The sequence below is a fragment of the Aminobacter sp. MET-1 genome, assembly GCF_026521175.1.
Classification (GTDB): domain Bacteria; phylum Pseudomonadota; class Alphaproteobacteria; order Rhizobiales; family Rhizobiaceae; genus Aminobacter.
In genome coordinates this window covers 110,170-122,564 of the sequence record NZ_JAMSHL010000190.1, presented here as the reverse complement: position 1 = coordinate 122,564, position 12,395 = coordinate 110,170, and the positions used below count along the sequence as shown (strand labels likewise).

Annotated in this window: 10 protein-coding genes; 5 read left to right on the top strand and 5 right to left on the bottom strand. The window is 65.3% G+C overall.

Translation table 11 applies throughout. From position 1 onward, the window contains the following. Positions 1-10: 10 nt before the first annotated feature. Positions 11-1,303 (bottom strand): M16 family metallopeptidase, encoded by a 1,293-nt coding sequence (locus NDO48_RS30225; protein ID WP_267322160.1) that lies wholly within the window; start codon positions 1,301-1,303, stop codon positions 11-13. Between the two features lie 14 nt (positions 1,304-1,317). Next, positions 1,318-2,715, bottom strand: coding sequence for a threonine synthase (gene thrC / locus NDO48_RS30220; protein WP_267322161.1), 1,398 nt, complete (start codon positions 2,713-2,715; stop codon positions 1,318-1,320). A gap of 128 nt (positions 2,716-2,843) precedes the next feature. On the opposite strand from thrC, the gene NDO48_RS30215 reads away from it, so the two are divergent. Then, a complete protein-coding gene (locus tag NDO48_RS30215; protein WP_267322162.1) occupies positions 2,844-3,437 on the top strand; it encodes a hypothetical protein in 594 nt (197 codons plus the stop codon). A gap of 54 nt (positions 3,438-3,491) precedes the next feature. Here NDO48_RS30215 and NDO48_RS30210 read toward each other — a convergent pair whose 3' ends face one another. After that, positions 3,492-4,181 carry an HAD family hydrolase gene (locus NDO48_RS30210; RefSeq protein ID WP_267322163.1) on the bottom strand — a complete coding sequence of 230 codons (690 nt, stop codon included), beginning with the start codon at positions 4,179-4,181 and terminating at the stop codon, positions 3,492-3,494. A gap of 171 nt (positions 4,182-4,352) precedes the next feature. On the opposite strand from NDO48_RS30210, the gene NDO48_RS30205 reads away from it, so the two are divergent. After that, positions 4,353-5,486, top strand: a complete 1,134-nt coding sequence (locus tag NDO48_RS30205; RefSeq protein ID WP_267322164.1) for a site-specific DNA-methyltransferase — start codon at positions 4,353-4,355, stop codon at positions 5,484-5,486. Between the two features lie 152 nt (positions 5,487-5,638). On the opposite strand, the gene NDO48_RS30200 is transcribed toward NDO48_RS30205, so the two are convergent. Both NDO48_RS30200 and mutY read right to left on the bottom strand, forming a co-directional pair. Next, the gene (locus tag NDO48_RS30200) at positions 5,639-6,250 is read right to left on the bottom strand and encodes an HAD family hydrolase (protein ID WP_267322165.1); all 612 of its coding nucleotides are present in this window, start codon (positions 6,248-6,250) and stop codon (positions 5,639-5,641) included. Between the two features lie 7 nt (positions 6,251-6,257). Next, complete coding sequence (gene mutY / locus NDO48_RS30195) at positions 6,258-7,370, bottom strand: A/G-specific adenine glycosylase (RefSeq protein ID WP_267322166.1); 1,113 nt, start codon at positions 7,368-7,370, stop codon at positions 6,258-6,260. Between the two features lie 57 nt (positions 7,371-7,427). Between mutY and NDO48_RS30190 the strand changes: the two genes are divergently transcribed. From NDO48_RS30190 to smc, 3 genes are all read left to right on the top strand, one after another. Beyond that, on the top strand, positions 7,428-7,925 hold the full coding sequence (locus NDO48_RS30190; RefSeq protein ID WP_267322167.1) for a DUF721 domain-containing protein: 498 nt from the start codon (positions 7,428-7,430) through the stop codon (positions 7,923-7,925). 143 nt (positions 7,926-8,068) lie between these two features. Continuing rightward, a complete protein-coding gene (locus NDO48_RS30185; RefSeq protein WP_267322168.1) occupies positions 8,069-8,812 on the top strand; it encodes a DsbA family protein in 744 nt (247 codons plus the stop codon). A gap of 60 nt (positions 8,813-8,872) precedes the next feature. After that, on the top strand, positions 8,873-12,331 hold the full coding sequence (gene smc / locus NDO48_RS30180) for a chromosome segregation protein SMC (protein WP_267322169.1): 3,459 nt from the start codon (positions 8,873-8,875) through the stop codon (positions 12,329-12,331). The last annotated feature ends 64 nt before the right edge of the window (positions 12,332-12,395 follow it).

Genomic DNA, 12,395 nt, shown 5'->3' with positions numbered 1-12,395 from the left:
TTTGGGCTGGTCAGACGGCGAGCTTGCGCGCGGTCGTATGTGCGCCCGGCAGCGCGTCAAGGATCGATTCGTAAGGCGCCAGGGTGCCGATCGGGCCAACCGCGGTGATCGTCGGTTGGGTAGAGAACAGGCGCGCCGACAGGTCGGTCAGGCGCTCGACAGTCAGCGCCGACAGCCGCTCCATCAGCTCTTCCTTGGCGATCGGGCGGCCGAACAGCAGAAGCTGGCGCGCGATCTGCGAAGCGCGGCTGGAGCAGCTCTCGGCCGACATGATCAGGCCGGCGCGATACTGGGCGCGGGCGCGGTCGAGTTCTTCCAGCAGGATGCTGTCGCCGGCCTTCTGCAATTCGCCGATGATGACGGGCAGCAGTTCGGCGATGTCGCTTTGACCCGTCGCGGCGTGGACGCCGAAGATGCCGGTGTCGGAAAAGCCCCAGTGGAAGGCATAGACCGAGTAGCAAAGGCCGCGCTTTTCGCGCACTTCCTGGAACAGGCGTGACGACATGCCGCCGCCGAGGATCATCGACAGCACCTGCGAGGCGTAGAAGTCGCGGACGTGATAGGCGCGGCCCTCGAAACCGAGCACGATCTGCGCGTCCATCAGGTCGCGGTCTTCGCGGAAATCGCCGCCGACATATTGCGCGTATTGCGGAATGGCGCTTTCGGCCTTGGAGCGGAAGTTGCCGAGCCGTTTTTCGACGTGGCGGATGAATTCGTCATGCTTGACGTCGCCGGCAGCCACCACGACCATGCGTTCGGCGCCGTATTGGCGGGTCATGAAATCGTGAAGCTGAGCCGAGGTGAAAGACTGCACCGTCTCGGGCGTGCCGAGGATCGAACGGCCGATCGTCTGGTGGCGGAACGCGGTTTCGGTGAAGCGGTCGAAGACGATGTCGTCGGGCGTGTCGTGCGCTGCCCCGATTTCCTGCAGGATGACATGCTGCTCGCGCTCGAGCTCGTTCGGATCGAATTCGGAATCCTGGAGGATGTCGGACAGGATGTCGACCGCCAGCGGCACGTCGTCGGCCAGCACGCGGGCATAGAAGGACGTCGTCTCGACCGATGTGGCGGCGTTGATTTCGCCGCCGACGTTCTCGATCTGCGATGCGATCTCGAAGGCGGAGCGGTTCTTGGTGCCCTTGAACGCCATGTGTTCGAGCAGGTGAGCCATGCCGTGCTCGTCGTCGCGCTCGTTGCGCGCGCCCGACTTGACCCATGTGCCGAGAGCTACGGTCTCTACGCTTGGAAGTGCTTCAGTGGCCACTGTCAGGCCGTTCGACAGACGGCTTACCTCAACACCCATATTAAGCGTACTCCCTAACCCGCCGCTCGTGTACGGCGGCTAATGTAATCTTCCACCATTTTTATCTCTGATGGAAGTACCGTGAACTTTTCCTTACGTTCCATCAGCCCCGACAGCCATTTTGGCAAAGCGGGTTCGATGCCGCAGGCAGCATTCACCGCAGCCGGGAATTTTGCCGGATGCGCGGTGGCAAGCACCACCATCGGCACGTCGCTCCCGGGAAGTCCGGCGGCGACGTGGACAGCGGTCGCGGTATGCGGATCGAGCAGGTAGCCGCTGCCTTCGAGCGTCGAGCGAATGGCCGCGGCGGTCTCGTCCATGCTGGCGCGACCGGCGCCGAATTCGCTGCGGATGCCGGCCAAGGCCTTTGCCTCGATGGTGAAGGCGCCGGACTGCTTGAGGCTGGCCATGTAGCGCCGGACCACGGCCGGGTCGCGGTCGGAGGCCTCGAACAGCAGCCGTTCGAAGTTCGACGAAACCTGGATGTCCATCGACGGCGAGGTCGTGGCAACCACGCCGGTCTGGCGATATTCGCCGCTCTTCAGCGTGCGGGCCAGGATGTCGTTGTCGTTGGTGGCGATGACCAGCTGGTCGATCGGCAGGCCCATGCGCTTGGCGGCGTAACCGGCGAAGATGTCGCCGAAATTGCCGGTCGGCACGGTGAAGGACACCGGCCGGTCAGGCGCGCCGAGCGAGATGGCGGACGAGAAGTAGTAGACGATCTGGGCCATGATGCGCGCCCAGTTGATCGAGTTCACGCCCGACAGCTGCACCCGATCGCGGAAGCCGTGGTCGTTGAACATGTCCTTCACCAGGCCCTGGCAGTCGTCGAAGTTTCCTTCGATCGACAGCGCATGAACGTTCGAGGCCGACGAGGTGGTCATCTGGCGCTGCTGCACCGGCGAGACACGGCCATGCGGGAACATGATGAAGATGTCGGTGCGTTCGCGTCCGGCAAAGGCCTCGATCGCGGCGCCGCCGGTGTCGCCGGAGGTCGCGCCGACGATGGTCGCGTGCTGGCCGCGTTCGGCAAGCACGTGGTCCATCAGGCGCGCCAGAAGCTGCATGGCGACGTCCTTGAAGGCGAGCGTCGGGCCGTGGAACAGTTCGAGCACGAAGCTGTTGGCGCCGGTCTGGACGAGCGGGCAAACGGCGTCGTGCCGGAAGGTGGCATAGGCCTCGCGCACCAGGCGCTCGAAGACGTCTTGTTTGATCTCGCCGCCAAGGAATGGCGTCAGGATACGGATCGCCAGGTCGGCGTAGCCGAGCCCGCGCATGGCGCGAATTTCGGCGGCGCTGAAGGTTGGCCATTGCGCCGGGAGATAGAGGCCGCCGTCGCGGGCCAGGCCGGCCAGAACTGCATCGGAAAATCCGAGCGTGGGCGCTTCCCCACGGGTACTCACATAGTGCATATCTATCCGTTCCAACGCGCAGCGACCTGCCGGTAATCGGCGGGACGGGGAAAACTGCGCTCCATCAGTCGCATTTTTGCCGCGCGGTTGATATAGAACGACTGCTTTGCGAGAGGGAAGTGCAGTTCATGGTGTTTCGTTTGATCGACGGCCGTTTTCTGACGGCTTTGGCGACCGCAGGCTTTATGCTCGCCGTCACGGGCTGCCAATCAGGCGGCAGCGGCGGCTTTTTCAGCCCTCCCGCGCCGAAAGACCCCAAGGTGATTGCGGCCGAAGAGGGCAAGATCCTGGCCAGCGAGTTGCTTGCCTACTGCCCGAATGTCACGCTGCGCGACGGCACGGCCTTCTTCAACAGCTATGCAAAGGGCGGCCAGGACGATCCGGCCAAGCTGGTCCACCAGTCGGCGATCACCGACGTCACCCGCAGCTGCACGCGCGCCGACGGCCAGATGGCGATCAAGGTCGGCGTCGCCGGCAAGGTCGTGGTCGGTCCGGCGGGCGGTGCCGGAACGGTCAACATGCCGATCCGCATCGCAGTGATCCGTGGCGAAGAGGTGCTCTATTCGCAGCTCCACAAGAACGTGGTGCAGGTTTCCGACCCGTCGACCGCGACGCAGTTCGTCTTCACCGACGCCAATGTCGTGATTCCGGTTCCGACCGCGCGCGACATCCAGATCTTTGCCGGTTTCGACGAGGGCCCGGCCAAGAAGAAGGCCCAGTAGGCAAGTTCTTCCTGCATGCATTCAAGCGCCGGCGTATCGCCGGCGCTTTTGCGTTCAGGCGTGTTCGGACCACATGCTGAGTGCCTGGAGCACGCCGCCGAGGTCGGCCCAGCGGCGAATCACCGTCTCGGCACCTGCCTCTGTCAGCATGTCGGCATGCCCGGGATAGCTGTGCGCCCCGCCGGTGAAGCCGATGACGCGCATGCCGGCCGAAACCGCGCCCGATATGCCGTGCACCGAATCCTCGATCACGAAGGTCTTGGCCGGATCGGCGCCATAGGTGCTTGCGGCGTGCAGGAAGACGTCCGGCGAAGGCTTCGGCTTCTTGCTCGGGGTTTCCAGCGCCGAGAAGATGCGGCCCTTGAACAGCGGCAGGATGCGCGTGCGCTCGAGCATCATTTCGATGCGCTCTGTGGTCGAGTTGGAGCAGATGCACCGCGGCGCCGTCACCGCAGCGACCGCCTCGTGCACGCCGTCGATGGCGCGCACGTCGGACTTGAGGCGACGGTCCACCAGTTCCTCGGCCTGGGTGATGAGCGAGGCCTGGAAGGGGATGGCCGCCTTCTCCTCGATCTTCAGCATGATGTCCTTGAAGGTCAGCCCGGCATAGGCCTCGGCGATCTCCTCGGCGGTGATTTCGAAGCCGGCTGCGGTCAGCAGTTCCGCTTCGATGCGGGCGGCGATGATCTCGGAATCGACGAGCACGCCGTCGCAATCGAATATCACTAGTTCTGGCTGGGTCATGACGGTCCGGGAAACTGGGGCGGCGCCGGGCGCAGGCCGAAAAGATCAAGCCGCGGCGATTACACCATTCTGCCCCGATCTGCAAATTGCGAGGGCCGCTTCACCAATTGTTTACGCTGATCGGTAACCATAACGGTGAGTAAACAGTAACGCGTCATCCCGGGTATCAGAATGTCAGCAGTGCGTCCTCTCGACCAGCTTTCCCGCACTCCCCAGCAGTCGGAATGGCTCGACACCATCATCAAGGGCGATTGCGTTGCGGCGCTCGACAAGCTGCCGGCCAACTCCGTCGACATCATCTTTGCCGACCCGCCCTACAACCTGCAGCTCGATGGCGATTTGCATCGCCCGGACCAGTCGAAGGTCGACGCGGTTGACGATCACTGGGACCAGTTCGAGAGCTTCGCCGCCTATGACGCCTTCACCCGCGCCTGGCTGCTTGCCGCCCGCCGCGTGCTGAAGCCGAACGGCACCATCTGGGTCATCGGCTCGTATCACAACATCTTCCGCGTCGGCGCGACGATGCAGGATCTCGGCTTCTGGATCCTCAACGATGTCGTCTGGCGCAAGACCAACCCGATGCCGAATTTCCGCGGCCGCCGCTTCCAGAACGCCCATGAGACCATGATCTGGGCCTCGCGCGACCAGAAGGGCAAGAACTACACCTTCAACTACGATGCGCTGAAGGCGTCGAACGACGACGTCCAGATGCGCTCGGACTGGCTGTTCCCGATCTGCACCGGCGGCGAGCGCCTGAAGGACGAGGACGGCAACAAGCTGCACCCGACGCAGAAGCCGGAGGCGCTGCTTGCCCGCATCATGATGGCCTCGACCAAGCCGGGCGACGTGGTTCTCGACCCGTTCTTCGGCTCCGGCACGACAGGTGCCGTCGCCAAGCGACTCGGCCGCCATTTCGTCGGCATCGAGCGCGAACAGGCCTATATCGACGCCGCCAACGAGCGCATCGCCGCTGTGCGTCCGCTCGAAGGTCCGGCGCTCACCGTGCTCACCGGCAAGCGCGCCGAGCCGCGTGTCGCCTTCGGCAGCCTGCTCGACATGGGCCTGCTGGCGCCTGGGGCGACGCTGTATGATGCGAAGAAGCGCTGGGCGGCAAAGGTTCGCGCCGACGGTACGCTGGCGATCGGCGACACCGCAGGTTCGATCCACCGCGTCGGCGCCTCGGTCCAGGGGCTCGACGCCTGCAACGGCTGGACCTTCTGGCACTACGAGCGTGCCGGCGGCCTGACCCAGATCGACGAATTGCGCCGTATCGTGCGCGTCGGCATGGAAAAGGCGGGGGCCTGAAGATTCACTCGCGCCGGCCTGTCCGGCGCGACGGCACAGGCTTCATCGATAACCCGTTCTGGACCTTCAGAGCCCGTTTCGAGCCTGCCATAGAGATCGAATTCCGGCAGCCAATCTAGCCAGTCCGGATTCGTCGATCGGCCGGTTTCCAGTCACCGTCCGATCCCGAGACGCTCGAGGTCCGCCTCGAGCGTTTTCGCATTTGTGAACAGCACCGCCTGCCAGCCGGCCTCGATGGCGGCATTCACGTTCTTCTGGCTGTCGTCGATGAACAGCGCAGCCTTCGGGTCGAGACCGAAGGAGGCGACGTGGAGATCGTAGATGCGCCGGTCGGGCTTGATCAGCCCGACATCGCCGGAAACGGTGACGCCGCGCGGCCTTTCGAGGAACGGGAAGCGACCGCGCGCCTCGCGGAACGTGTCCGACGCCCAGTTGGTCAGCATGGTGACGTCATGGCCGGCATCGACCAGTCCCTCCATCAGGGCGACGCTGTCGTCATAGGCGTGCGGCACCATCTCATGCCAGTGCTGGCGGAAGGCGCGGATGCTGTTTTCGTGCTCGGGGAAGTCGGCGATCAGCAGCGCCTCGGCTTCTTCCCAGTTCCGGCCGCGATCCTGCTCGATGTTCCACTCGCTGGTGCAGACATTGTCGAAGAACCAGCGGCGCTCGACCGGATCGGGGATGATGCGGCTGAAGGGAATGTCGGGGTCGTAATGGATCAGCACCTTGCCGATGTCGTAGACGATGTGGCGGATATCGCTCATGGTTTCGCTAACGTCCTCGTTTCGTTACGCCCGGTATGGCAGCTTCGATGACTTTTTTCATGACGCTTGGCAAGGCTTCGCCGGCGAGGTCTGCGGGTAGCGACCAGAAGTGGTCGGTCGGAGCCTGGTCCATCGTGACGTCGGTGCGAAACACGTCCAGATCGAGTGCGAAATGGGTGAAAACGTGGGTAATATTTCCCGCTCGCTGCCATTTCGCGGCAAAGGGCGCGCTGTCGGGTCCGGTGGCGCCGTCGACGCGTGCGGTCCAGTCGGTCGTCGGCACCTCCGTCATGCCGCCGAGCAGACCCTTGCCCGGCCGCTTGCGCAACAGCACCGCGCCATCGCCCCTGACAGCCACGAACGCCGCGCCGCGCCGCTGTGGTCGTTCCGCCTTGGCCGGCTTGACGGGATAGTATTCGGGATCGCCCGAGACGACGGCGCTGCAGTCCGAACGCAACGGGCACAGCATGCAGCGCGGCCGGCGCGGCGTGCAGATGGTGGCGCCCAGATCCATCATCGCCTGGGCGAAATCGCCGGGCCTCGCCGCAGCCAGCATCCGCTCGACATGGGCGCGGATTTCCACCTTGGCCTGGGGCAGGGGCGTTGCGATGGAAAAAAGCCGCGTGACGACACGTTCGACATTGCCGTCGACAACCGCCGCCGGCCGGTTGAAGGCGATGGAGGCTATCGCCGCAGCCGTATAGGGGCCGATGCCGGGCAAGTCGCGCAGGCCGTCTTCGCTGTCGGGGAAACGCCCGCCCGGCAGGTGCGCCACCTTCTCCGCGCAGGCCTTGAGGTTCCTGGCGCGAGAGTAGTAGCCGAGCCCGGCCCAGGCCTTCATGACGTCTTCGGTCTCGGCGGCGGCCAGTGCCGCAACGTCCGGCCACTTTTCCAGAAACGCCCGAAAATAGGGCTTCACCGCCTCGACGGTGGTCTGCTGCAGCATGATTTCGGACAGCCAGACACGGTATGGCTCAGGGCGGATGCCACGCTTCAGGTCGCTGGGCGGCGTGCGCCAAGGCAATTCGCGATGGTGAAGGTCGTACCATTCGAGCAGCAGTGTCGCGATCCTGCCGTCCACATCGGTGGCGTGCTTGCGGCTATCGGTCGGGGATGCCATTGATGGTCTGACTGCCTTCGGCGTTGCGTGTCGACAGGGGTATTTCTGGAGAACGACATGGCAGGGAAAAGGTGGACGGGCAATCCCGTTCCGGTCAGCGATCTGGCAAGTGCCATCCTCGATCCCGTCCTGCGCAAGCGCACCGGTATCTCGGTCGGGCTCGTGCAGTCGTGGGAAGAGATCGTCGGCCCGCGTCTTGCCCACAATACCCGACCCGAAAAGATCCAGTGGCCGCGGCGCATGCAGGAGGACGATCCGTTCGAGCCGGCGGTCCTGATCGTCGCCTGTTCGGGGCCGGCAGCACTCCATCTCCAGCACGAGACCGGCGAGATCATCGGTCGGGTCAATTCCTATCTCGGCTTCAACGCCATCGGCCGCATCCGCATCGTCCAGAAGCCGGTGTCGGGGGCGGCAACCAGGCCGCGGCCACGCCTTCGCAAGCTTACCGACGCCGAACAAGTCAAGGTGGCGGGCGCAGTGCGCTACATCGAGGACGAGGGCCTGAAGGCGTCGCTCGAGAAGCTTGGCGCGAACATATTGGGCAGTCGAAAGTAGAATTGGCCATCGTTCTCGCGCATTCGTGATCGAATGTGCGGCAAATCGCGATTGGTTTGGGGACAGCCATGCCTTAATTCGCGCCAACTCTCGCTTTCACGTAACCGCACATTGCAAAATCCAACCATCGTCAGGTGATTCGTATGCTTCGTTCGATTTCTCGCAGGACCGCACTTACCGGGCTCGCAGCCGTTTCGGCCGCGGCCCTGCTTTCAGCTTGCAGCGATTCCGGCGAGCAGGCCAACGCAGCAACGCCCAAGCCTGCCGAGCCGGCTACGCCGGCCGCCACCCCGGCTGCCCCGGCGACGCCAGTCCAGGCGGTGAAGGCGCCTGAGGCACAGGGCACCGTCGACATGGCCAAGCTGCTGGAAGCCGGCAGCCTGCCCGAGATGGTTCTGGGCAAGGCGGACGCTCCCGTCACCATCGTCGAATACGCCTCGATGACCTGCCCGCACTGCGCCACCTTCCATGAAAAGACGCTGCCGGCGATCCAGACCAAATACATCGACACCGGCAAGGTGCGCCTGATCTATCGCGAATTCCCCTTCGACCCGCTGGCCGAGGCGGGCTTCATGCTTGCGCGCTGCTCGAAGGATAACTACTTCCCGATGGTCGACGTGCTGTTCAAGCAGCAGTCGAACTGGGCAGCGTCGCAGAACCCGAAGGACGCGCTGCTGCAAATTTCCAAGCTGGCCGGCTTTTCACAGGAGTCGTTCGAGGCCTGCTTGACTGACCAGAAGCTTCTGGACGATATCAGGGCGGTGCGTGCCCGCGGCGAGAAGGATTTCAAGGTCGACTCCACGCCGACCTTCTTCATCAACGGGAATGTCTACAAAGGGGCGATGTCCATTGAGGAAATGTCGGCGGTTATCGACGGCATGCTCTGACAGGTTCGTAGCGCCGGGGCCACGCGGCTTCGGCGTACCCTTGCGTGCGGACTGGCGCGAATGAAGTTTTCGCGCCTCCGCCTTCTCGGTTTCAAGTCTTTTGTCGAGCCGGGCGAGTTCGTGATCGAACGCGGCCTCACCGGCATTGTCGGGCCGAATGGCTGCGGCAAATCCAATCTGGTCGAAGCGTTGCGCTGGGTGATGGGCGAAAGCTCGTACAAGAACATGCGCGCTTCCGGCATGGACGACGTCATCTTCTCGGGTTCGGGCACCCGGCCGGCGCGCAACACCGCCGAAGTGACGCTGTTCCTCGACAATTCCGACCGCACAGCCCCGCCTTCCTTCAACGATGCCGACGAGTTGCAGGTGTCGCGCCGGATCGAGCGCGAGGCAGGCTCCGTCTATCGCATCAACGGCAAGGAAGCGCGTGCCAAGGACGTGCAGCTTCTGTTCGCCGACCAGTCGACCGGTGCCCGGTCGCCGTCGATGGTGGGGCAGGGGCGCATCGGCGAACTGATCCAGGCCAAGCCGCAGGCGCGCCGTGCGCTGCTGGAAGAAGCGGCCGGCATCTCCGGCCTTCATACACGTCGCCACGAAGCCGAGTTGCGTCTGCGCGCGGCAGAACAGAACCTCGAACGCCTCGACGATGTCGTCGGCGAACTCGAAAGCCAGATCGAAAGCTTGAAGCGCCAGGCGCGCCAGGCCTCCCGCTTCAAGAACCTGTCCGCCGACATCCGCAAGGCGGAAGCGACGCTGCTGCATCTGCGCTGGACGCTGGCCAAGACCCAGGAAGGCGAAGCGCAGTCGGCACTGGCGACGGCGACGGCACTGGTCGGTGACCGTGCCGCGGCCCAGATGGCGGCGGCGAGGGACCAGGCGGTCGGCGCACACAAGTTGCCGGAAATGCGCGATGCCGCTGCTGCGGCGGCCGCGACCTTCCAACGGCTCTCCATTGCCCGTTCGCAGCTCGAGGAAGAAGCTGGGCGCATCAACTCGCGCCAGAGCGAACTCGACCGCCGTCTGCAGCAGCTCGACGCCGACATTGCCCGCGAGCAGCGCATGATCGGCGACAACGCCGCGATCCTGTCGCGCCTCGACGCCGAGGAAAAGTCGCTCAACGACGAGAACGCCGGCGCGACCGACCGCGAGACGGCGACACGCGCTGCCTTCGAAGAGGCGATGGCGACGTTGGCGCTGACCGAGGCGGAACTGGGCCGGGTGACCGCCGAACGCGCCGACGCCGCCGCCGGACGCACCCAGGCCGAGCGCGCGATGCGCGATGCCGCCGAACGCCGCGACCGTTTCGCCCGCCAGTTGGCCGAGCTCGACCGCGAGGCAAGCGAGATTGCCGCCCGCATCTCTGCACTCGCCGATCCGGCGGAAAAGCAGATGCTTGCCGAAGCAGCGCAGGAAGCGCTCGAAGAGGCAGAATTTGCTGCCACCGAGGCCGAACGTGCGGTCACCGAGGCACGGCAGGCGGAAGCTTCGTCGCGCGCGCCGCTGCAAGAAGCCAAGGCCGAACTGGCGCGTATCGAGACCGAAGCGCGCACGCTGGCCAAGATCATCAATGCTGCCTCGGGCGACCTTTTCCCGGCTGTGCTGGAACAGATCGGCGTCGAACGCGGGTTCGAGACGGCTCTCGGCGCTGCCCTTGGCGACGATCTCGAAGCAGCGCTCGACCGTGCTGCGCCCGTCCATTGGGGCGATGCCGAACCGGCGCCGGGCGATCCGAAGCTGCCCGATGGCGCGCGCAGCCTTGCCGAGGTTGTCCGCGCACCGCGCCAGCTGGCGCGACGCCTCGCACAGGTCGGCGTGGTCGATGCCGCCGAGGGCGCAAAGCTGCAGCGGCTTCTGATGCCCGGCCAGCGCCTTGTGAGCCGCGAAGGCGCGCTGTGGCGCTGGGACGGATTGACCGCCAGCGCCGATGCCCCGACCGCGGCAGCACAACGGCTTGCGCAGAAGAACCGGCTTGCCGAACTCGACGCCGAGGCGGTCGAGGCGACACTTTTGGTGCGCAAGGCCGAAGAAGCGCTGGCACGTGCCGAAAATGCGCTACGCGAAAGCACCGAGGCAGAGCGTCAGGCCCGGCAGGCTTGGCGCGAAGCGCAGCACGAGGTGGGGGCGGCCCGCGATGCGCTGGCCCAGGCCGAAAAGGCTGCGGGCGAATTGACCAGCCGCCGTGCCGCGCTCGACGAGGCCCGGGCGCGTGTCGCCGATGCGCATGAAGAGGCGCAAGCGACCTATGTCGAGGCCGAGGAACTGCTTGGCTCGGCACCTGATCTCGCCGACCTGCAGATGCGCCTCGAACAGCTTTCGGGCGCCGTCGCGCGCGATCGCTCGGCGGTGGCCGATGCGCGCGCCGTGCATGACGGGCTCAGCCGCGAGGCCGAGGCCAGGGCGCGCCGGCTTGCGGCGATCGCCGCCGAGCGCCAGAGCTGGGTGCTGCGTGCCGAAAGTGCTGGCGAGCAGATCGAGGCGCTCGCCGAGCGGCGCGAGGAAGCTGCAGCCGAGCGCGAAACGCTGGCCGAAGCGCCGGACGAACTCGACGTCCGCCGCAGGGCGCTGATGTCGGAGCTCGGCCGCGCCGAGGTCTCGCGCAAGGAAGTCTCCGATCGCCTGCAGGAGGCCGAGGCCAGGCAGGCCGTTCTCGACAAGGCGGCGACCGCCGCGATCCAGGGGCTGGCCGAAGCCCGGGAGGCCCGTGCGCGGGCCGAGGAGCGCCTGACCGCCGCCGACGAACGTCGCCGCGAGGTCGAGGCACGCATCCAGGAAGTGCTTGCGACACCGCCCCATCTGGTCCTTCGGCATACCGGTCTCGAAGCCGACAGCCCGATGCCGGACCCGGTTGAGGTCGAGCGCACGCTGGAGCGCCTCAAGATCGAGCGCGAGCGGCTCGGTGCGGTCAACCTGCGGGCCGAGGAAGAGCAGAAGGAACTGTCCGAGCGGCTCGAGGCGATCGTCTCCGAGCGTGAGGATATCATCGAGGCCATCCGCAAGCTGCGCCAGGGTATCCAAGGGCTGAACCGGGAAGGGCGCGAGCGCCTGCTGGCCGCTTTCGATCTCGTCAACGGCCATTTCAAGCGCTTGTTCACCCACCTGTTCGGCGGCGGCACGGCGGAGCTTCAGCTCATCGAATCCGAGGACCCACTCGAAGCCGGTCTCGAAATCCTTGCCCGCCCGCCCGGCAAGAAGCCGCAGACGATGACGCTGTTGTCCGGCGGCGAGCAGGCGCTGACGGCGATGGCCCTGATCTTCGCGGTGTTCCTGACCAATCCGGCGCCGATCTGCGTGCTCGACGAGGTCGATGCGCCGCTCGACGACCACAATGTCGAGCGTTTCTGCAACCTGATGGACGAGATGGCGGCATCGACCGAAACGCGATTTGTCGTCATCACGCACAACCCGATCACCATGGCGCGGATGAATCGCCTGTTCGGCGTGACCATGGCCGAGCAGGGCGTCAGTCAGCTTGTCTCAGTCGACCTCCAGGCCGCCGAGGCCCTGCGCGAGGCGAGCTGACCCGCAACCGGTTCGCGGCCAGCCCATGCGAGCCAATGAGGCTTTCCGGCGCTCCGGGACCGGC

What these genes read in the sequence shown, in the direction of transcription:
- NDO48_RS30225 (WP_267322160.1), bottom strand. Translation starts at nt 1,303, where the DNA reads ATGGGTGTTGAGGTAAGCCGTCTGTCGAACGGCCTGACAGTGGCCACT.
- thrC (WP_267322161.1), bottom strand. Translation starts at nt 2,715, where the DNA reads ATGCACTATGTGAGTACCCGTGGGGAAGCGCCCACGCTCGGATTTTCC.
- NDO48_RS30215 (WP_267322162.1), top strand. Translation starts at nt 2,844, where the DNA reads ATGGTGTTTCGTTTGATCGACGGCCGTTTTCTGACGGCTTTGGCGACC.
- NDO48_RS30210 (WP_267322163.1), bottom strand. Translation starts at nt 4,181, where the DNA reads ATGACCCAGCCAGAACTAGTGATATTCGATTGCGACGGCGTGCTCGTC.
- NDO48_RS30205 (WP_267322164.1), top strand. Translation starts at nt 4,353, where the DNA reads ATGTCAGCAGTGCGTCCTCTCGACCAGCTTTCCCGCACTCCCCAGCAG.
- NDO48_RS30200 (WP_267322165.1), bottom strand. Translation starts at nt 6,250, where the DNA reads ATGAGCGATATCCGCCACATCGTCTACGACATCGGCAAGGTGCTGATC.
- mutY (WP_267322166.1), bottom strand. Translation starts at nt 7,370, where the DNA reads ATGGCATCCCCGACCGATAGCCGCAAGCACGCCACCGATGTGGACGGC.
- NDO48_RS30190 (WP_267322167.1), top strand. Translation starts at nt 7,428, where the DNA reads ATGGCAGGGAAAAGGTGGACGGGCAATCCCGTTCCGGTCAGCGATCTG.
- NDO48_RS30185 (WP_267322168.1), top strand. Translation starts at nt 8,069, where the DNA reads ATGCTTCGTTCGATTTCTCGCAGGACCGCACTTACCGGGCTCGCAGCC.
- smc (WP_267322169.1), top strand. Translation starts at nt 8,873, where the DNA reads ATGAAGTTTTCGCGCCTCCGCCTTCTCGGTTTCAAGTCTTTTGTCGAG.